Source organism: Streptomyces sp. NPDC059909, assembly GCF_042730885.1.
Taxonomy (GTDB): Bacteria; Actinomycetota; Actinomycetes; order Streptomycetales; family Streptomycetaceae; genus Streptomyces.
In genome coordinates, this window is the sequence record NZ_JBHWKX010000001.1 from 133,832 (window position 1) to 152,165 (window position 18,334).

Sequence of the window (18,334 nt, forward strand, 5' to 3'; positions counted from 1 at the left end):
TCCTTGAGGCAGCGGAAACTGAGGGCGGCCCGCGCCGACGCGCTCATCGGGTCAGCCGGCCAGTGCTTCCAGCGCTGTGGTCGCGAAGCCGTGGTCCTGCTCCGGCGCTCCGCCGCCGACCCCGATCGATCCGATGAGGCGACCGTCGCGGTGCACCGGGATGCCGCCCGCGATGAAGAGGAGTGGGCGGTCCAGAGCGGTCGGGAGGGTGTGGAAAAGGCCTCCGGGCTGGACCGCGTCGACGAGGTCCGCGGTGGCGGCGTCCAGCTGAAGCGCCGTGTACGCCTTGCGCGTGCTGGTCTCCCCGGCGATGAGCACGGCCCGGTCGTCGCGGCGGAAGGCCAGCAGATGGCCTCCGGCGTCGAGGACGGTGACCGCGACGGTCACACCGGCCGCTTCGGCCGCGGCGCGGGCGGCCTCCACAAGGGCCTCGGCGTCCTGGATGGTCAGCAGGGCGACGCCGGTGGTGGCGGTGGCGGTCATGGTGAACTCCTTGATGCGATGGTGCGGTTGCGCGGTCAGGGGTTGAGACGGTTGAGGGGCTGAACGTGGGCGGGTTGAACGCCGAGGGTTGAGCGGCTGAGAGGTTGAGCGGCTGAGAGGTGCCGCGTGAGCGTCCGGCTTCAGCGACGGACCGCAGGGACGGATACGGGCTCCGCGGCCCCCGTCCCGGCCACGACCCGGCTCTCCCGGCGGGCGGAACCGCGCTCCAGGGCTGCCGAGAGGACGGCGAGACCGAGCGCCGACGCGGCGAGGATCGCGCCCACCCAGTTCGGGGCAGTGAAGCCGAGCCCGGCCGCGATCACGACGCCACCGAGCCAGGCGGACAGCGCGTTACCGAGGTTGAACGCGCCGATGTTGACGGCCGAGGCCAGCGTCGGGGCGCCGGACGCCTGGTCCAGGACCCGCTTCTGCAGCGGCGGCACGGTGGCGAAGCCCAGGGCGCCGACGAGCACGATCGTGACGGCCGCCGCGATCTTGTTGTGGGCGGTGAAGGTGAACAGCGCCAGCACGAGGGCGAGCGCGCCGAGCGAGACGTACAGCAGCGGCATCAGCGCACGGTCCGCGAACCTGCCGCCGACCAGGTTGCCGCCGACCATGCCCAGGCCGAAGAGGACGAGCAGCCAGGTCACCGAGGAGTCGGCGAAGCCGGCGACCTCGGTCATCATCGGCGTGATGTAGGTGATGGCGGCGAACACGCCACCGAAGCCGAGCACGGTCATCGCCATGGCCAGCAGGACCTGCACATTGCGGAACGCCGCAAGCTCATGGCGCAGCCGTACCCCTTCGGGCCTGGGCTGGTCCGGCACCAGCTTGGCGACGCCGGCGAGGCCCAGCACACCCAGCCCGGCCACGATGAAGAACGTCGCACGCCAGCCGATGCTCTGGCCGATGAACGTGCCCAGCGGCACACCGACGACATTCGCGACGGTCAGCCCGGTGAACATCATGGCGATGGCGCCCGCCTTCTTCTCGGGGGCGACGAGATCGGCAGCGACCACCGAGCCGATTCCGAAGAAGGCGCCGTGCGCGAGCGAGGCCACCACGCGGCCCGCGAGCATCACACCGAAGACCGGGGCGACGGCGGAGAGCACGTTCCCCGCGATGAAGAGCCCCATCAGCAGCATCAGCATGCGCTTGCGGGAGACCTTGGTCCCCAGGACCGTCATCAGAGGAGCGCCGAGGACGACTCCGAGGGCGTAGCCGGTGACCAGGTAGCCGGCGGTGGGGATGGACACCTGGAAGTCATCGGCAACCTCGGGGAGCAACCCCATGATCACGAATTCGGTGGTGCCGATACCGAATGCCCCGATGGCGAGGGCGAGGAGCGCGAGCGGCATGGGTTACACCTTCCCAGAAGATTGCGTCTGCGCCTTACGAGCGTTCACAATAATTGTAGACGCCGATTAATTGCAAACGCGGGCTATTGCATAGGTCGTCTATCCTGGACCCAAGCCACGCAGAGCAGTGGCGGCAGCGGCCCTCGAGGCCCCCGAGAGCGCTCGTGGACGAAGGAGAGATCGATGACAGCGACGGACCCGGCACTCACCGCCCTCGCCCAGAGCTGGTGCGCCCTCTCCCTGCTGCACGGCCGGATCGAAGCCCACCTCGAGCGGGCCCTCCAGACCGGGCACGACCTGAGCGTGCGCGAGTACTCCCTGCTCGACGTCCTCAGCCGCCAGCACAACGGCCCGGGCGGCCATCTCCAGATGAAGCAGGTCGCCGACGCCGTCGTACTCAGCCAGAGCGCCACCACCCGCCTCGTCACCCGTCTCGAGGACCGTGGGCTGCTCAGCCGCTACCTGTGCGACACAGACCGTCGCGGCATCTACACCGATGTCACGGATGCCGGGCTGGCACTGCTCGCCGAGGCCCGACCGACGAACGACACCGCACTGCGCGAGGCGCTCGACGAGGCCGCGAAGAACCCCGAGCTGGCCCCCCTGGTCAGGGCGGTCGAGGCCCTGCGGATTCCGGCACCCGCAGAGGCATCGGCGTAAGCGCGGGGCGCAGGCACAAGCCGTCGGCCCAGGACGTCACCACCACGCGCCGGCCCACCCGCCTATGCTGCCGATCATGAGCGATCTGCAGATACGGCCCGCATCTCCCGGCGACATCCCCGCCATCGTGGCGATGCTCGCCGACGATCCGCTGGGCGCCCGGCGCGAGTCGCCGGACGATCTCACCCCGTACACCGCGGCCTTCGAGCGCCTCGCGGGGGACCCGAACCAGCACCTCGTCGTCGCCGAACGCGAAGGCCGGGTCGTCGGCACCCTCCAGCTCACCGTTATCCCCGGACTGTCCCGGCGCGGCGCCACCCGGTCGATCATCGAGGCGGTACGGATCCTCGCCGACGAACGCGGTAGCGGCCTCGGCAGCCGGCTCATCGAATGGGCCGTCGACGAATCCCGCCGCCAGAACTGCCAGTTGGTCCAGCTGACTTCCGACGCCAGCCGCGCGGATGCTCACCGATTCTACGAGCGCCTCGGCTTCGAGGCCTCCCACGTGGGCTTCAAGCGCACCATCTGACGTCGAAACGGCCCTCTCCATCGTCCGCTGAATGAGGACTCGGTCTGGCCTCATTCCGCTCTACGCTCCGGCCATGAGCAGCACACCTCACCGGATCAGCGCGGCCGAACGCCGAACCCGCCTCGCCCGCCGCCATCTCCTGGCGCCCTCCGCGCGGGCTGCCAGGGCCGTGGACGTCACGGACGCCGTGATCGCCCTCCACGCGACCGATCCCGCGACCGTCCATCTCTCCGCCTGTGCGCGCCTTGCGGACGCCGGCATCGCCGAGGTGGAACGGGCGCTGTACGAGGACGTCTCGCTGGTCCGCCTGCTGTCCATGCGCCGCACGCTCTTCGTCGTCTCCGAGGAACTCGCCCCGTACGTCGCCGCCTCGACCGGGCACGCCATCGCGGTCAAGGAACGCACGACGCTGGTCAAGCATCTTGTCGAGGACGGAGGCGGTCTGGACGAGCGATGGCTCGCCGATGCCGAGGACGCTGTCCTGGCAGAGCTCACGGCCCGCGGCCCGTTGACCGGTAGCCGACTCTCCGCCGCCGTTCCCGCGCTGCGCACCAAGATCACCGTGTTCCGCGGCAAGAAGCACGAGACAGTGCAGGGTGTGTCCACGCGCGTGATCCGGCTCCTCGCCGCGGAAGGCCGTATCCGCCGGGACCGGCCGCGCGGTTCCTGGACCTCGAGCCAGTTCGGATGGACGGTGAGCGAGCCCTGGCCCGTTCTCCCTCCCGCTGAGGCCCAGGCAGAGCTGGCCCGGCGCTGGCTGCTCCGCTACGGCCCCGCCACCGAGGCGGACCTCAAGTGGTGGACGGGATGGACCCTGGGCCATGTGCGCAAGGCCCTGGTAGCCGTCGGCGCCGAGGAAGTCCGGCTCGACGGGGACATCGTCGGCCATGTCGCGCCCGGCGACACCGAGCCGGAGCCACCGGTGGAGCCCTGGGCGGCTCTGCTCCCTGCGCTCGACCCGAGCGCCATGGCCTGGGCCGATCGTGCCTTCCATCTCGACACCGGCCATCGGGCCGCGCTCTTCGACTACGCCGGGAACATCGGGCCCACGGTGTGGTGGAACGGCGAGATCGTCGGGGGCTGGGCCCAGCGCGCGGACGGCGAGTTCGTCTGGCGGCTGCTGTCGGACCCGGGCCGGGAGGCCTCCGCCGCGATCGAAGCAGAGGCCGCCCGGCTGTCGGAGTGGGTAGGTGAAGCTCGGATCACCCCGCGCTTCCGTACGCCGCTGGAGCGCGAGCTGACCGCCTGAGCCTTGGGGCCTCGGCCGTGCCGCCGCCCGTTTCACGTGAAACATCGCCGCAGGCCCACCGGCTGCACCGGTGTCGCCGACTCCGCGGCGGCGCCGGTCCCCGGATCCACGGCATCACGGATTCACCTGGGCAGGCCGCGCCACCCACCCTCGTCCACCCCTCCGGGCACTTCCGCCGCAGGGTCGTACGGCTCACGCGTAAACGCGAACGAACCCAGATCGAGGTGGTCGACCGACCCATCGGCCCGCCGCACGACACTCAACGTCTCCCCCGCGAAATAGCCGTCGAGCCCGATCCAGCCGTCGCCGTCCCCACGGACACGGAACCGCGAGCCACGGCCGCCCCCCTTCAGCGGGTACAGCTCCAGGCCGCGGTCGGCCACCACCTTCAGCCCGAAAGCACTCGTCCCCCAGTACCAGGGCCCGGCGAGCTCCAGCAGCGACTCGTCCACCTCCGGCATCGGCCGCCAGGGCTCGGGCAACCGAGGCTCCGCCTCGACCACGATCCGTACGAGATCGGTGGCCACGGTGCCCGCCAGCGGACCCGAGGTGGCATTGGCGAGCGCGACCCCCGCGACGCCCTCCTCCACGTCCACCCAGAGACCGGCGACGAACCCGGGCAGTGAGCCCCCGTGTCCGATGAGCGTGCGCCCGCCTCTCCGTACGACCTGGAGGCCGAGACCGTAGCCGCTCTCCCAGTCTCCAGCCTCGGGCGGCACGGACGGGGTGCGCATCTCCCGTACGGACTCCTCGCTCAACACCCGGTCATCGCCCTGGGCGAGAAAGCCGGCGAAGCGGCAGAGATCGGAGGCGGTGGACCACAGCTGACCTGCCGGGGCCATCAGCCCGAGATCCTCGGCAGGTTCGGGCATCATCACATCCGCCCAGGGGTGCACGGCCCACCCGCCCGCATGCGGGGCCTCCGGCTGGGCGCTCGTACGGCTGAGGCCGAGCGGCTCCAGGATCTCCCGACGGAGCACGACCTCCCACGTCTCTCCGCGTACCGCCTCGATCAGCGAACCGAGCAGCGTGTAACCGGGGTTGGAGTAGTGGTGCCGTCGGCCCACGGGATGAAGCAGGGGCTTCTCGCCGAGCACATCGCTCAGCTTCGGCCGGAGGGCGCCCGGTGTGCGCTCCCACCAGGGCGCCGGGCTCTCGGCGGCCAGGCCCGCACTGTGGCCGAGAAGTTGACCGATGGTCACCTCACCCACCCCCGTGCCGGGCAGGTGCTTCTCCAGCGGGTCACCGAGGTCCAGCAGTCCTTCGTCCCGCAGCCGCAGGACCAGCACCGCGGTGAAGGGCTTGGTGATCGAGCCGATGCGGTACTGGGTGTCGGCGTCCGGGGCATGCCCGTCGACGCAGCTCCGCGCGCCGCTCCAGACGCACTGGCCATCCCTGGCGACCGCGCCGACGAGGGAGGGGGACCGGCCCTCGGACTGTGCGGAGGCGACCCGATGAAGGAGAGCCCGCTCGGTGCTGGGAAGCAGCGCTTCAAAAGGTGAGGTCATGGTCAAGCTCTACCGCTACGACCCGGCTCCGGTCGAACGAAAAAGGCACAGCCCCTGGCGTCCCGTCCGACCCCATTGACGGAGTGAGCACTCACTCCGCACTATGAGGGACATGACACCACCGGAAACGGGGAAGCGCCGGGCCCCGGCGATGAGCCCGGAGCAGCGCCGGGACATGATCGTCCGCGCCGCGATCCCACTCGTCATCGCGCATGGCAGCTCCGTCACCACCCGGCAGATCGCCCAGGCCGCCGGCATCGGCGAAGGAACGATCTTCCGCGTCTTCGCCGACAAGGACGAACTGCTCCAGGCTTGTGTCGCCGAGGCCCTCAGCCCCGGCAACTCCCTTGCAGAGCTGGCCTCCATCGACCTCGGTCTGCCGCTCGCCGAGCGCCTCGCCGAAGCCGCGGACGTCCTCCGCGCCCATCTCGACCGCATCGGAGCGGTCATCGGCGCCCTGCACACCACCGGAGGCCGCACCCGCACCGAGCGTCCGGCCGGCGGCCCCCTCCCCGAGCGCGACGACCGTGGCATGACCGCCACCCGGGACGCGGTGGCCGAGCTCTTCGCACCGGAGCGCGAAAGCCTCCGGCTGCCTCCTGAGCAGCTGGCCCAGCTCTTCCTCGGCCTGCTCCTCACCCATCCCGACGACGAACCGGACACCGCGGCACTCGTTTACGTCTTCCTGCACGGCGCCCTGACGCACGACCACGACCCGGACGACTGAAAGGCCGCACATGCCCATCAGCCTCAACCACACCATCGTCGAAGCCGTCGACAATGACCGCGGCGCCCGCTTCTTCGCGGGGATCATGGGCCTCGTCTACTCCGGCCCCGACCGCCACTTCGCCCCGGTCCGGGTCAACGAGTCCCTGACCCTCGACTTCCTGGCCACCCCCGAACCGCGCGGCGCCCACCTCGCCTTCGACGTCGACCCCACCACGTTCGACGCCGCGCTCACCCGCCTGAAGGCCTCCGGCATCCCGTACGGCGACGACCCGAGCACCCCCGACAACGGCGGCACGAACCATCCGCTCTGCGCCCGCGGCCTCTACTTCACGGATGACTCGGGCAACCTCTACGAGCTGATGTCCCCGGCCTGACCGCCCGGTCCGTGATCGCCCGGGATCACTCCGCAGGCGCCGTGGCCAGCAGCTTCCTGGCAAGGGCGCGCGCCTCGTCGTCGGGATGCGGAGTCCCGTCGTCGAACGGGCCGGCGGCCGCGATCCGGCGCGGCGACAACGCGAGACGTTCCACCGCGGGGCGCGCATGCCGCGGGAGCCGGCCCATCTCGGTCAGTGCCCGCAGTGACTCCATCTCGAGCTGGTAGAAGCCCTCCGATCGCGCCAGCTGGTCGGCCGGTGGCGCAAGGGTGTCCGTGGTGCGGCCCGTGATCCGCCAGATCGCCGCCGCGGCCGCCGCCCTCGTGTCCCGCGACGGCGACGGCAACCGCCGCTCCAGCAGGGGCACCAGCTCTGCTCCCGCAGGCCCGAGCCGCCCTGCGTCGAGCAACCACCAGAGCGGGCGGTCCCCGTTCAGTTCGCTCCGCACGAGCTCGACGGCGACAGAATGATCGCCGGTGACCCGGGCATAGGCGAAGGCGGCGGCCGCGCTGCCCTCGTGCGCCGCAGCAAGCAGCGCCCGCTCCGCCGCCGGCCCTGCATCGCGGCCCAGCGCCGCCAGCGCAACCGCCGAGTCCGGTACACAGCCGATCAGTTCGCCGAGGCAACGAGCGGCGAGATCCGGGAAGTGCGCCAGAGCAGCGGCCCATTCGCCGCGGGGCCGCTCGGCGGCCCGTGCCGCCACGGGTCGCGCCTCTGCTCCGAAGACCTCCACCGCCGCCAACACCGCGTGCGCCGTCCCGGAGTCCTCGGGCAGCTCGTCCATCAGAGCCAGCACCCGCCCGATCGCGTCCGGCACCCTCAGCCGTACCGCCGCGACGGCGGCCGCCGCCCTGAGGCCCCTGTCCGGCGACTCCAGGAAAGGGATGAGCCACGGCGCAGGATCCCCGCCCTCCAGCGCCGCCCCTGCACGGGCGATGGCGTACAGCTGATAGGCGTGCTCGGCATCCTTCACCAGCCAGGGAAGGACGTCCCGCTCACGGTCCCGCCATGTGTCGATGATCCGCTGCGCAAGCGGTACGCCCCGCGCGACGGCGCGCAGAGCGGCATCGGGATCGTCGAGGAGCCGCTCGTCGAGCGGCCGATAGTGCTCGGGCCATGGCCCGCGGTGCAGCGCCGTGGGCCGGGCCTCGTACGCCTCGAGCGCGCATTCCACCAGCTGTGCGGGGAACGGCACTTCGGCCGTCCGCAGCAGATCGGTGGCCGCGGCCAGCCGCACCTCCGGCCCCGGGCCGGACAGCAACGCCCGGCCGCGCTTCGTACGAGCCGCCTCGCTGACGTCGAGCAGCCCGAGCGCGGTGACGACATCCGCCCGGACGTCGGCGTTACGTTCGCTCTCCAACCGGGCACGCAGCAGCGGCATCAGAGGCAGTGCCCCCTCGCCGCACGACGCGATCAGCCACACCATCGCCTGCCGCACGCCCGGGTCCTCGTCGGTCACGAGCCCGAGCAGCGAGGGCAGCACCTCGGCGATCGCCCGCCGCGCCGCCTCCGTGTCCGCGCGTGTGCCGCTGCCGTCGGCGATCCCACCGAGCAGCCAGAGCAGCTGCTGCCGGTGCCCCGGTCCGTGCAGCGCGAGTCTGCCGAGACGGGGGACGGCCGGCGCCGTGCCCGGATAGACCGTCCCCTGATGGCAGAGCGAGGAGACCAGTTCGTCGAGCGCCTCGTCCCGTACGTCCTCGTCGGGGTCCTCCATCGCACGCAGCAGCTCCGGCACATCCTCCGCCGACCCGTATGCGTGCGCGAGCCCCGCCCAGTCCACGCCGTCGAACTGCTCCTGCTCGGTCATGGGCGTGACCTTACGCAGGCCGGTCCTGCGGCCGGGGATCAGGTCTGTGCCATGTCCACGAAGCGCGAGTAGTGGCCCTGGAAGGCGACGGTGATGGTGGCCGTCGGGCCGTTACGGTGCTTGGCCACGATCAGGTCCGCCTCGCCCGCGCGGGGCGACTCCTTCTCGTACGCATCCTCGCGGTGCAGCAGGATGACCATGTCGGCGTCCTGCTCGATGGAGCCGGATTCACGCAGGTCGGAGACCATCGGCTTCTTGTCCGTGCGCTGTTCGGGGCCACGGTTCAGCTGGGAGAGCGCGATCACCGGAAGCTCCAGCTCCTTGGCGAGCAGCTTGAGGTTACGGGACATGTCCGAGACCTCCTGCTGACGGCTCTCGGCCCGCTTCGAACCTCCGGACTGCATCAGCTGCAGATAGTCGATGACGACCAGCTTCAGATCATTGCGCTGCTTGAGCCGACGGCACTTGGCACGGATCTCCATCATCGACAGGTTCGGGGAGTCGTCGATGTAGAGCGGCGCCTGGGAGACATCGGGCATCCGGCGGGCCAGCCGGGTCCAGTCCTCGTCCGTCATCGTCCCGGAGCGCATATGGTGCAGCGCCACGCGTGCCTCGGCGGACAGCAGACGCATCGCGATCTCGTTGCGGCCCATTTCGAGGGAGAAGATGACGCTCGGCAGATTGTTCTTGATCGAGGCGGCCCGGGCGAAGTCCAGGGCGAGTGTCGACTTGCCCATGGCGGGACGGGCCGCGATGACGATCATCTGGCCGGGGTGCAGTCCGTTGGTGAGCGAGTCGAAGTCGGTGAAGCCGGTCGGCACCCCGGTCATCTCACCGCTGCGGGAACCGATCGCCTCGATCTCGTCGAGCGCGCCCTCCATGATGTCGCCGAGCGGCAGATAGTCCTCGCTGGTGCGCTGCTCGGTGACGGCATAGATCTCGGCCTGCGCCGAATTCACGATCTCGTCGACGTCGCCGTCCGCCGCGTATCCCATCTGCGTGATACGGGTGCCGGCCTCCACCAGACGCCGCAGCACCGCCCGCTCGTGGACGATCTCCGCGTAGTACGAGGCGTTGGCCGCGGTCGGCACCGACTGGACCAGCGTATGCAGGTACGAGGCGCCGCCGACGCGGGTGATCTCGCCGCGCTTGGTGAGCTCGGCAGCCACCGTGATGGGGTCGGCGGGCTCGCCCTTGGCATAGAGATCAAGGATCGCCTGATAGACGGTCTCGTGCGCGGGCCGGTAGAAGTCGTGGCCCTTGATGATCTCCACGACGTCCGCGATGGCGTCCTTGGACAGCAGCATGCCGCCGAGGACGGACTGCTCGGCGTCGAGGTCCTGAGGCGGCACCCGCTCGAAGCCGCCGGGAGCTCCGTCATCCCAGGGCCCGCTCTCCCTGCCGCGCTCGTGCTGCTCCTCGCGGCCGCGGCCACGGCCTTCTCCTCGTCGCTGACGGGATACGGGAAGACGGTCGCCCGGACCGGTGTCGGCCCAGGGATCGTCCAGGGGCTCGGGAATGCTCACCGGCCACCTCCTCCCGTCCGCTCCGCGGACCTCGCCGTGCGACTCTTTCTATGGCACAGCACTGACAAAACGAGCACCCCGACTCCGTTTTCCGGCACGTCGAGCGCCGGTCCACGTTAGGGCCGCAGGCACCGTCAGCCAATCTGGTTATCCACAGGCCATGTGGACGACCGACGAGATGCTGTGGAGAACCCCTCGGAACCTGTGCACGGACCGGGGGACAGCACTGTGGACAAAGTCATAGCCACCCGATCGAACCTGCTCCGACCTGGGGGTTTTCCATCCACCGGCTGTGGGGGAGAAAAACTTTCCCGGCTGGACCAAGATCAGAACAAACGGCACACAGCAGGAGCCGCATCTCAGGGTTTGGTAAGGACCAGAAAGGCTTTGCATCTCTTACCTGTGGAAGATTAGATTGAGCGCATGACCCAGGCCCCCGCGGCACCGAAGACCAGCCCGCGACGACATGACCGCGAGATCATCGCGCTCGCCGTTCCCGCCTTCGGCGCACTCGTCGCCGAGCCCCTCTTCGTGATGGTCGACAGCGCCATCGTCGGCCACCTCGGCACTTCCCAGCTCGCCGGACTGGGCGTCGCCGCAGCCCTGCTGACCACCGCGGTCAGCGTCTTCATCTTTCTCGCGTACGCCACCACGGCCGCGGTCGCCCGTCGTGTCGGCGCAGGCGAGCTCGGAGGCGCTATCCGCCAGGGCATGGACGGCATCTGGCTCGCGCTGGTGCTCGGCATCGCCGTCATTGCGTTCACCCTCCCCACGGCACCCTGGGTCGTCGAGATCTTCGGCGCCTCCGACACGGCCGCCCCGTACGCGACCACGTATCTGCGCATATCCAGCCTGGGCATCCCCGCGATGCTCGTCGTCATGGCGGCCACCGGCGTACTACGCGGCCTCCAGGACACCCGCACTCCCCTGTATGTCGCCGTCGGCGGCTTCGCCGCCAATGCAGCCCTCAACGCCGGGCTCGTCTACGGCGCCGGGCTCGGCATCGCAGGCTCCGCCTGGGGCACCGTCATCGCCCAGTGCGGAATGGCCGCCGCCTATCTTGTCGTGGTCGTCCGCGGAGCCCGCAGGCACGGCGCCTCACTCCGCCCCGACGCCTCGGGTATCCGGGCCAGCGCCCAGGCCGGGGTGCCACTGCTTGTCCGTACGCTCTCCCTGCGGGCCGTCCTGTTGATCGCGACTGCCGTGGCCGCCCGCCTCGGTGACACCGAGATCGCGGCGCACCAGATCATCCTCTCGCTGTGGAGCCTGATGGCCTTCGCGCTGGACGCCATCGCCATCGCGGGCCAAGCGATCATCGGCCGCTATCTCGGCGCCGACGACCCCCAAGGCGCCCGGGAAGCCTGCCGTCGCATGGTGCAGTGGGGCATCGTCTCCGGCGCGGTGCTGGGAGCTCTGATCGTGCTGGCCCGCCCGCTCTTCATCCCGCTCTTCACCGGCGACCAGGCCGTTCAGGACACCCTGCTCCCCGCTCTGCTGGTCGTGGCGCTCTCCCAGCCGATCGCCGGTGTCGTCTTCGTCCTGGACGGCGTACTGATGGGCGCCGGGGATGGCCCCTATCTGGCCGGGGCGATGCTGGTGACGCTGGCCGCCTTCGCCCCCGTCGCCCTGCTCGTCCCTGCGTTCGGCGGCGGACTGACCGCACTGTGGTGGGCGATGGCGCTGATGATGACGGTCCGCATGCTGACCCTGTGGCTGCGCACCCGCTCCGGCCGCTGGATCGTCACGGGCGCGACCCGATGACGAACCGCTGTTTCACGTGAAACAACGAGAGGGCCGCACCCCCGTGGGGTGCGGCCCTCTCATGCTTCGCGAGCGGTCGCTCAGGCAGCGACGACCTCGACGCCGAGGTTCGCGGCAACCTCGGGGTGCAGACGCACGGACACCTGGTGCGAGCCCAGGGTCTTGATCGGCGAACCGAGCTCGACACGACGCTTGTCGACGTCCGGGCCACCGGCCGACTTGATCGCCGAGGCGATGTCAGCCGGGGTGACGGAGCCGAAGAGACGGCCGGAGTCGCCGGAGCGAACAGCCAGACGCACCTTCACGCCCTCGAGCTTGGCCTTGACCTCGTTGGCCTGCTCGATGGTCGCGATCTCGTGGATCTTGCGAGCGCGACGGATCTGCTCGACGTCCTTCTCGCCACCCTTGGTCCAGCGGATCGCGAAACCGCGCGGGACCAGGTAGTTGCGAGCGTAGCCGTCCTTGACGTCGACGACGTCGCCGGCGGCACCGAGGCCAGAGACCTCGTGGGTGAGGATGATCTTCATGTGTTGGTCACCCTTCCCTTAGCGCGCGGTGGACGTGTAGGGCAGCAGCGCCATCTCACGGCTGTTCTTGACGGCCGTGGCGACGTCACGCTGGTGCTGCGTGCAGTTGCCGGTCACGCGACGGGCACGGATCTTGCCGCGGTCGGAAATGAACTTCCGCAGCATGTTCGTGTCCTTGTAGTCCACGTACACGGTCTTGTCCTTGCAGAATGCGCAGACCTTCTTCTTCGGCTTGCGCACAGGCGGCTTCGCCATGGTGTATCTCCTGTGTGATCAAGAAGTGGGGGTACGAGCTGCCCCTGGGACGTCCCGGTGGGACTGATCCCTAGAAGGGAGGCTCGTCCGAGTAGCCGCCGCCGGAGCCTCCGCCCCAGCTGCCACCGTTGCCGCCCTGCTGCTGGCCGCCGGCCGGCGCACTGGTGGCCCACGGGTCGTCGGCGGGAGCACCGCCGCCACCCTGCTGGCCACCGCCGCCGGGACCGCCGCCCCAGCTGCCGCCACCCTGCTGGCCGCCGCCGTAGCCGCCCTGACCACCGCGACCGGTGGTCTTGGTGACCTTGGCCGTGGCGTTCTTGAGGCTGGGGCCGACTTCCTCGACGTCCAGCTCGTAGACCGTGCGCTTGACGCCCTCGCGGTCCTCGTAGGACCGCTGCTTCAGCCGGCCCTGCACGACGACGCGCATGCCTCGCTGGAGCGATTCGGCGACGTTCTCCGCCGCCTGACGCCAGACCGAGCAGGTGAGGAAGAGGCTCTCGCCGTCCTTCCACTCATTGGTCTGACGGTCGAAGGTGCGGGGAGTGGACGCGATGCGGAACTTCGCGACCGCCGCACCGGACGGGGTGAAGCGCAGCTCGGGGTCGTCGACGAGATTGCCGACGACCGTGATGACGGTCTCGCCTGCCATGGGTGAACCTCTCGGCGGGATTGCTTGGCTGCTTGCTGCTACTCGAACCCGATGACCTCTGAGCTAGGTGCTCAGTGGGTCTCGGGACGGAGGACCTTGGTCCGGAGGACCGACTCGTTCAGGTTCATCTGGCGGTCGAGCTCCTTGACGACCGCAGGCTCGGCCTGCAGGTCGATGACCGAGTAGATGCCCTCGGGCTTCTTCTTGATCTCGTAAGCGAGACGACGACGGCCCCAGGTGTCGACCTTCTCCACCTTTCCGTTGCCCTCACGGACGACGGAGAGGAAGTTCTCGATCAGCGGGGAGACAGCGCGCTCCTCGAGATCGGGGTCGAGGATGACCATCACCTCGTAGTGACGCATGTGGAACCCACCTCCTTTGGACTCAGCGGCCACGGTCGTTCCGTGGCAGGAGGGTCGTGATGCGTGAGCATCGATGTCTACGAGTAAATCAGGCCCCACTGACAATCGGCCTCGTCGAGCGAGGATCGAGTGCGGGGGCTGGGCAGACACCGGCGCAGATCGTACACAGTACCCGCAGACCCGCTTCCGGTTGAAATCCGGCGGCCTGGCACCGCACTCTGGACCCATCGGTGTGGGCGGCGTCACAGGGCGCCGCCTTCCGGGAATGCCAGGAGGTGCTTCATGGCGCAAACTCAACCGAATCCCACCGGCTCTCTCTTCGCCACGGACGGCAAGCCCCATCCGCTCCAGGACACCCTGATGATCGCGACCCTGATCCTGGGTGTCGTGGCCTTCGTGTCCGCCCAGTTCGACAGCCTCCACCTGCTCAGCTCGTGGTCCGGCCTGATCGGCATCCTCACCGGTGGGTACGGCCAGTTCATCTCGGTCACGACCCGCGAGCGCTTCCTGACGGTCATCGGACTCGGTGCCGCTGCCGTCGGCTTCTTCCTCGGGATGGCACACGGCGGGCTCTTCGGCGGGCTCATCGGCTACTAGCCCCCGTTCCCCCGCGGCCACGCGGGGCGCTCCCCATGCCCAGTAGGCTTCGGCGCGAGAGCCGGAGCCCCTGTACCCATGGGGACACACCTGCCGAGGAGCGCCCCGCATGAGCCTGACCCTGAGGACCATCAGCCGAGAGCAGCATCTGGCATACATCCAGAGCCTGCCTGCGGCGAGTCACTGCCAGGTCCCGGCATGGGCGGACGTCAAGACGGAGTGGCGCTCCGAGAACCTGGGCTGGTTCGACAAGAGCGGGGAGCTCGTCGGAGTCGGGCTCGTCCTGTACCGCCAGCTGCCCAAGATCAAGCGGTACCTGGCGTATCTGCCCGAGGGCCCGGTGATCAACTGGTACGCCCCGAACCTGGACGACTGGCTGCAGCCGATGCTGGCGCACCTCAAGAACCAGGGCGCCTTCTCCGTGAAGATGGGCCCGCCGGTCGTCATCCGCCGCTGGGACGCCCCGGCGATCAAGACGGGCATCCAGGACCCGGATGTGAAGCGCCTGCGCGATGTCGAGGCCACCCACATCGAGCCGCGCGCCTTCGAGGTGGCGGACCGGCTCCGCAAGATGGGCTGGCAGCAGGGCGAGGACGGCGGCGCCGGTTTCGGTGACGTCCAGCCCCGGTACGTCTACCAGGTGCCGCTGGCCAACCGGTCGCTCGACGACGTCCTCAAGGGCTTCAACCAGCTGTGGCGGCGCAACATCAAGAAGGCCGAGAAAGCAGGCGTCGAGGTCGTCCAGGGCGGCTACGACGACCTCGCCGAGTGGCAGCGGCTGTACGAGATCACGGCCGTGCGGGACCACTTCCGGCCGCGCCCTCTCTCGTACTTCCAGCGCATGTGGACGGTGCTGAACAACGAGGACCCGAACCGCATGCGCCTCTACTTCGCGAGGCACAACGGCGTGAACCTGTCGGCGGCGACGATGCTCGTCGTCGGGGGCCATGTCTGGTACTCCTACGGCGCGTCCGACAACATCGGGCGTGAGGTCCGGCCCTCGAACGCGATGCAGTGGCGGATGCTGCGCGACGCGTACGCCATGGGCGCCACCGTCTACGACCTGCGGGGCATCAGCGACTCGCTCGACGAGACCGACCACCTCTTCGGCCTGATCCAGTTCAAGGTCGGCACAGGCGGAGAGGCCGTCGAGTACGTCGGGGAGTGGGACTTCCCGCTCAACAAGCTGCTGCACAAGGCGCTCGACATCTACATGTCGCGTCGCTGATTCTTCCGTAACCTCGCTCATACCTCTGATACACCGCTGCCACCAGAAAGGTTCCGGTCCCGGCCATGGCGCTCTCCCTCTACGTCGACACCGCGCGCTGGCGGGCGCACCAGAAGTCCGTGATCGACCAGTTCCCGGGCCTCGTACCCGTCTGCAAGGGAAACGGCTACGGGTTCGGCCATGAGCGGCTCGCCGAGGAGACGACCCGCTTCGGCTCGGACATGCTCGCCGTCGGCACGACCTACGAAGCGGCCCGGATAAAGGACTGGTTCAGCGGCGACCTCCTCGTCCTCACCCCGTTCCGTCGGGGCGAGGAACCGGTTCCGCTGCCGGACCGTGTCGTCCGCTCCGTCTCGTCGGTCGACGGGGTGCACGCCCTGGTCGGCGCGCGCGTCGTCATCGAGTGCATGAGCTCCATGAAGCGCCACGGCGTCTCCGAGCAGGAACTGGGCCAGCTGCACGCCGCGATCGAGGACGTACGCCTCGAAGGCTTTGCGCTGCACCTGCCGCTGGACCGCACGGACGGCTCCGACGCGGTCGAGGAGGTCATCGGCTGGATGGACCGGCTGCGCGCGGCCAGACTGCCGCTGCACACCATGTTCGTGAGCCATCTGCGGGCCGAGGAACTGGCCCGGCTGCAGCAGCAGTTCCCGCAGACCCGCTTCCGCGCCCGGATCGGCACCCGGCTGTGGCTCGGCGACCACGAGGCGACCGAGTACCGCGGCTCCGTCCTCGACGTCACCCGCGTCGCCAAGGGCGACCGCTTCGGCTACCGGCAGCAGAAGGCCGCCTCGGACGGCTGGCTCGTGGTCGTCGCCGGCGGCACCTCCCACGGCGTCGGCCTGGAGGCGCCGAAGGCCCTGCACGGCGTCATGCCGCGCGCCAAGGGCGTCGCCCGCGCCGGCCTGGCCACGGTCAACCGCAACCTCTCGCCGTTCGTCTGGGCGGGCAAGCAGCGCTGGTTCGCCGAGCCGCCGCACATGCAGGTCTCGATCCTGTTTGTCCCCGCGGACGCCCAGGAGCCGAAGGTCGGCGACGAGCTCGTCGCCCATCTGCGCCACACGACCACGCAGTTCGACCGCCTGGTCGACCGCTAGGCGCCGCGAAGCGACACTCCCCGGGGCCACGGAGCGGTCCGTGGCCCCGGTGATTCCTGACAGTGCGCTCGTGGCCCCGATGCCCCCTGACGGCGTGCCCGTGGCTCGGGTTCAGCCCACCGTGGTCCCCGTGGACCCTGTGGTGCCCGTCATTCCCCACTCCACCCGGGGCCCCTCCACCGCGTGTGCCGCGTGCCGCGGCGGATGCGCCGCCCGGCCGAGCGCGAACACGTCCGGCGCCCTGTCCAGCACCCCGCCCGACGGGTCGTCGGAGCCGTCCTGCCGCACGACGTCGCGCTCCGGCATCAGGATGTCCCGTACGACCAGCGCGCACAGGTAGAGCGTCCCCAGCAGATGCAGGGCGATCGCCAGCTGGTATCCCTCCTGCGGCAGCCCCTGGTGCTTGTCACCGCTCGTCGTGTACGCGAGGTACATCCAGATGCCCAGGAAGTACATGACCTCGCACGCCTGCCAGATCAGGAAGTCCCGCCAGCGCGGCCGGGCGAGTGCGGCGAGCGGGATCAGCCACAGGACGTACTGCGGTGAGTAGACCTTGTTGGTGAGGATGAACGCGGCCACGACCAGCAAGGCGAGCTGCGCGAAGCGGGGCCGGCGCGGCGCGGTCAGGGCCAGCGCCGCGATACCCGCGCACGCCACGATCATCAGCAGCGTCGCGTACGTGTTGACGGCATCGACGTCCAGCGGCCGGCCCGTGCGCTGCGTGATGATCAGCCAGAAGGAGCCGAAGTCGACGCCCCGCTCGCGGCTGAAGCTGTAGAACAACTTCCACCCCTCGGGAGCGAGCAGCATCACCGGCAGGTTCACCACAAGCCAGGCACCGGCAGCACCCAGCAGCGCCGTCCCGTACTGCCGGTACTTGCCGGCCCGCCAGCACAGCACCAGCAGCGGTCCGAGCAGCAGCACCGGATAGAGCTTGGCCGCGGTCGCCAGCCCGATGAGGATGCCGAAGGCCAGCGGACGCTCGCGCGACCACATCAGCATCGCCGCGGCCGTGAGGGCCACCGCGAACAGGTCCCAGTTGATGGTGGCGGTGAGGGCGAACGCGGGCGCCAGGGCGACCAGCAGCCCGTCCCAGGGCCGCCTGCGGTGGGTGCGCGCGACGCAGACCGCGATGACGGCGGCGCAGATGAGCAGCATGCCCGCGTTGGCCATCCAGTACGCCTGCTCGCGCTGCTGGACGGAGCCGTCGAAGGGCAGCGTCAGCCAGGCGGCGACCTGCATGAACAGCCCCGTGAGGACCGGGTACTCGAGGTACTTCATGTCACCGCTGAGCCGGTCGAAGTAGGGCACGAGCCCGTCGGCGAAGCCTCGCCCGAGGAAGAGGTGCGGGATGTCGGAGTAGCAGGCGTGGGTGTACTGCGAGCTCGCGCCCCGGAACCACGCCCACTCGTAGCACGGGATCTTCTGCACCATGCCCAGCGCGAACATCCCGATCGCGACGAGCGCGACGACACGTACGGGGGTGAACCAGCTGCTGCCGACCCAGGCGAAGCGGCCCAGCGGACCGCCGATCAGCTCACTGCCGGCCGCGGCGACCTCGTCCCGCTGTGTGGGACGCACCACCGGCTCGTCCTGGCGCACGCTCGTCTTCTCTGGGCTCGGCATAGGCACATC

At 69.7% G+C, this 18,334-nt stretch carries 19 protein-coding genes; 9 read left to right on the top strand and 10 right to left on the bottom strand.

Annotated features, from left to right (window positions below; genetic code table 11):
- Window positions 1–51: 51 nt before the first annotated feature.
- Together ACFV9O_RS00665 and ACFV9O_RS00670 are read right to left on the bottom strand one after the other, a co-directional pair.
- On the bottom strand, window positions 52–483 hold the full coding sequence (locus ACFV9O_RS00665; protein ID WP_385410679.1) for a heme-binding protein: 432 nt from the start codon (window positions 481–483) through the stop codon (window positions 52–54).
- A gap of 140 nt (window positions 484–623) precedes the next feature.
- Complete coding sequence (locus ACFV9O_RS00670) at window positions 624–1,841, bottom strand: MFS transporter (protein ID WP_385410681.1); 1,218 nt, start codon at window positions 1,839–1,841, stop codon at window positions 624–626.
- Between the two features lie 183 nt (window positions 1,842–2,024).
- On the opposite strand from ACFV9O_RS00670, the gene ACFV9O_RS00675 reads away from it, so the two are divergent.
- The 3 genes from ACFV9O_RS00675 (at window position 2,025) to ACFV9O_RS00685 (ending at window position 4,279) form a co-directional block, all read left to right on the top strand.
- Window positions 2,025–2,501, top strand: a complete 477-nt coding sequence (locus tag ACFV9O_RS00675) for a MarR family winged helix-turn-helix transcriptional regulator (protein WP_385410683.1) — start codon at window positions 2,025–2,027, stop codon at window positions 2,499–2,501.
- Window positions 2,502–2,577: 76 nt separating this feature from the next.
- The gene (locus ACFV9O_RS00680) at window positions 2,578–3,030 is read left to right on the top strand and encodes a GNAT family N-acetyltransferase (RefSeq protein ID WP_385410684.1); all 453 of its coding nucleotides are present in this window, start codon (window positions 2,578–2,580) and stop codon (window positions 3,028–3,030) included.
- Window positions 3,031–3,103: 73 nt separating this feature from the next.
- Complete coding sequence (locus ACFV9O_RS00685; RefSeq protein WP_385410686.1) at window positions 3,104–4,279, top strand: winged helix DNA-binding domain-containing protein; 1,176 nt, start codon at window positions 3,104–3,106, stop codon at window positions 4,277–4,279.
- A gap of 122 nt (window positions 4,280–4,401) precedes the next feature.
- On the opposite strand, the gene ACFV9O_RS00690 is transcribed toward ACFV9O_RS00685, so the two are convergent.
- A complete protein-coding gene (locus ACFV9O_RS00690) occupies window positions 4,402–5,787 on the bottom strand; it encodes a serine hydrolase domain-containing protein (protein ID WP_385410688.1) in 1,386 nt (461 codons plus the stop codon).
- A gap of 103 nt (window positions 5,788–5,890) precedes the next feature.
- Here ACFV9O_RS00690 and ACFV9O_RS00695 point away from each other — a divergent pair, with 103 nt between their 5' ends.
- Together ACFV9O_RS00695 and ACFV9O_RS00700 are read left to right on the top strand one after the other, a co-directional pair.
- Window positions 5,891–6,514 (top strand): TetR/AcrR family transcriptional regulator, encoded by a 624-nt coding sequence (locus ACFV9O_RS00695; protein WP_385410690.1) that lies wholly within the window; start codon window positions 5,891–5,893, stop codon window positions 6,512–6,514.
- Between the two features lie 10 nt (window positions 6,515–6,524).
- Entirely contained in the window at window positions 6,525–6,890 is a 366-nt protein-coding gene (locus ACFV9O_RS00700) for a VOC family protein (protein ID WP_385410692.1), read from the top strand.
- A gap of 25 nt (window positions 6,891–6,915) precedes the next feature.
- On the opposite strand, the gene ACFV9O_RS00705 is transcribed toward ACFV9O_RS00700, so the two are convergent.
- Window positions 6,916–8,697, bottom strand: a complete 1,782-nt coding sequence (locus ACFV9O_RS00705) for a hypothetical protein (RefSeq protein WP_385410694.1) — start codon at window positions 8,695–8,697, stop codon at window positions 6,916–6,918.
- Window positions 8,698–8,735: 38 nt separating this feature from the next.
- Complete coding sequence (gene dnaB, locus ACFV9O_RS00710) at window positions 8,736–10,223, bottom strand: replicative DNA helicase (RefSeq protein WP_385410696.1); 1,488 nt, start codon at window positions 10,221–10,223, stop codon at window positions 8,736–8,738.
- 423 nt (window positions 10,224–10,646) lie between these two features.
- On the opposite strand from dnaB, the gene ACFV9O_RS00715 reads away from it, so the two are divergent.
- Complete coding sequence (locus ACFV9O_RS00715) at window positions 10,647–11,984, top strand: MATE family efflux transporter (RefSeq protein WP_385410698.1); 1,338 nt, start codon at window positions 10,647–10,649, stop codon at window positions 11,982–11,984.
- A gap of 80 nt (window positions 11,985–12,064) precedes the next feature.
- On the opposite strand, the gene rplI is transcribed toward ACFV9O_RS00715, so the two are convergent.
- From rplI to rpsF, 4 genes are all read right to left on the bottom strand, one after another.
- Complete coding sequence (gene rplI / locus ACFV9O_RS00720; protein ID WP_385410700.1) at window positions 12,065–12,511, bottom strand: 50S ribosomal protein L9; 447 nt, start codon at window positions 12,509–12,511, stop codon at window positions 12,065–12,067.
- An 18-nt stretch (window positions 12,512–12,529) separates the two neighbouring features.
- Window positions 12,530–12,766 (bottom strand): 30S ribosomal protein S18, encoded by a 237-nt coding sequence (gene rpsR, locus ACFV9O_RS00725; RefSeq protein WP_003956534.1) that lies wholly within the window; start codon window positions 12,764–12,766, stop codon window positions 12,530–12,532.
- A gap of 70 nt (window positions 12,767–12,836) precedes the next feature.
- A complete protein-coding gene (locus tag ACFV9O_RS00730; protein ID WP_385410702.1) occupies window positions 12,837–13,415 on the bottom strand; it encodes a single-stranded DNA-binding protein in 579 nt (192 codons plus the stop codon).
- Between the two features lie 71 nt (window positions 13,416–13,486).
- Window positions 13,487–13,777, bottom strand: coding sequence for a 30S ribosomal protein S6 (gene rpsF, locus ACFV9O_RS00735; RefSeq protein ID WP_004950685.1), 291 nt, complete (start codon window positions 13,775–13,777; stop codon window positions 13,487–13,489).
- Between the two features lie 282 nt (window positions 13,778–14,059).
- Here rpsF and ACFV9O_RS00740 point away from each other — a divergent pair, with 282 nt between their 5' ends.
- The 3 genes from ACFV9O_RS00740 to ACFV9O_RS00750 all read left to right on the top strand — a co-directional run bounded on the left by ACFV9O_RS00740 (window position 14,060) and on the right by ACFV9O_RS00750 (window position 16,699).
- Window positions 14,060–14,374 carry a hypothetical protein gene (locus ACFV9O_RS00740; RefSeq protein ID WP_385410703.1) on the top strand — a complete coding sequence of 105 codons (315 nt, stop codon included), beginning with the start codon at window positions 14,060–14,062 and terminating at the stop codon, window positions 14,372–14,374.
- Between the two features lie 109 nt (window positions 14,375–14,483).
- Window positions 14,484–15,602 carry a lipid II:glycine glycyltransferase FemX gene (locus tag ACFV9O_RS00745; RefSeq protein WP_385410705.1) on the top strand — a complete coding sequence of 373 codons (1,119 nt, stop codon included), beginning with the start codon at window positions 14,484–14,486 and terminating at the stop codon, window positions 15,600–15,602.
- 65 nt (window positions 15,603–15,667) lie between these two features.
- Entirely contained in the window at window positions 15,668–16,699 is a 1,032-nt protein-coding gene (locus tag ACFV9O_RS00750) for an alanine racemase (protein WP_385410707.1), read from the top strand.
- A 111-nt stretch (window positions 16,700–16,810) separates the two neighbouring features.
- On the opposite strand, the gene ACFV9O_RS00755 is transcribed toward ACFV9O_RS00750, so the two are convergent.
- Complete coding sequence (locus ACFV9O_RS00755) at window positions 16,811–18,325, bottom strand: glycosyltransferase family 87 protein (RefSeq protein WP_385410709.1); 1,515 nt, start codon at window positions 18,323–18,325, stop codon at window positions 16,811–16,813.
- Window positions 18,326–18,334 lie beyond the last annotated feature (9 nt).

Excerpts from the sequence above, each read along its gene's own strand:
- ACFV9O_RS00690 (WP_385410688.1), bottom strand. The coding sequence starts at position 5,787 with ATGACCTCACCTTTTGAAGCGCTGCTTCCCAGCACCGAGCGGGCTCTC.
- ACFV9O_RS00755 (WP_385410709.1), bottom strand. The coding sequence starts at position 18,325 with ATGCCGAGCCCAGAGAAGACGAGCGTGCGCCAGGACGAGCCGGTGGTG.
- ACFV9O_RS00680 (WP_385410684.1), top strand. The coding sequence starts at position 2,578 with ATGAGCGATCTGCAGATACGGCCCGCATCTCCCGGCGACATCCCCGCC.
- ACFV9O_RS00740 (WP_385410703.1), top strand. The coding sequence starts at position 14,060 with ATGGCGCAAACTCAACCGAATCCCACCGGCTCTCTCTTCGCCACGGAC.
- ACFV9O_RS00670 (WP_385410681.1), bottom strand. The coding sequence starts at position 1,841 with ATGCCGCTCGCGCTCCTCGCCCTCGCCATCGGGGCATTCGGTATCGGC.
- ACFV9O_RS00715 (WP_385410698.1), top strand. The coding sequence starts at position 10,647 with ATGACCCAGGCCCCCGCGGCACCGAAGACCAGCCCGCGACGACATGAC.
- rplI (WP_385410700.1), bottom strand. The coding sequence starts at position 12,511 with ATGAAGATCATCCTCACCCACGAGGTCTCTGGCCTCGGTGCCGCCGGC.
- rpsR (WP_003956534.1), bottom strand. The coding sequence starts at position 12,766 with ATGGCGAAGCCGCCTGTGCGCAAGCCGAAGAAGAAGGTCTGCGCATTC.
- ACFV9O_RS00675 (WP_385410683.1), top strand. The coding sequence starts at position 2,025 with ATGACAGCGACGGACCCGGCACTCACCGCCCTCGCCCAGAGCTGGTGC.
- ACFV9O_RS00730 (WP_385410702.1), bottom strand. The coding sequence starts at position 13,415 with ATGGCAGGCGAGACCGTCATCACGGTCGTCGGCAATCTCGTCGACGAC.
- ACFV9O_RS00685 (WP_385410686.1), top strand. The coding sequence starts at position 3,104 with ATGAGCAGCACACCTCACCGGATCAGCGCGGCCGAACGCCGAACCCGC.
- ACFV9O_RS00750 (WP_385410707.1), top strand. The coding sequence starts at position 15,668 with ATGGCGCTCTCCCTCTACGTCGACACCGCGCGCTGGCGGGCGCACCAG.
- ACFV9O_RS00745 (WP_385410705.1), top strand. The coding sequence starts at position 14,484 with ATGAGCCTGACCCTGAGGACCATCAGCCGAGAGCAGCATCTGGCATAC.
- ACFV9O_RS00705 (WP_385410694.1), bottom strand. The coding sequence starts at position 8,697 with ATGACCGAGCAGGAGCAGTTCGACGGCGTGGACTGGGCGGGGCTCGCG.
- rpsF (WP_004950685.1), bottom strand. The coding sequence starts at position 13,777 with ATGCGTCACTACGAGGTGATGGTCATCCTCGACCCCGATCTCGAGGAG.
- ACFV9O_RS00665 (WP_385410679.1), bottom strand. The coding sequence starts at position 483 with ATGACCGCCACCGCCACCACCGGCGTCGCCCTGCTGACCATCCAGGAC.
- ACFV9O_RS00700 (WP_385410692.1), top strand. The coding sequence starts at position 6,525 with ATGCCCATCAGCCTCAACCACACCATCGTCGAAGCCGTCGACAATGAC.
- ACFV9O_RS00695 (WP_385410690.1), top strand. The coding sequence starts at position 5,891 with ATGAGGGACATGACACCACCGGAAACGGGGAAGCGCCGGGCCCCGGCG.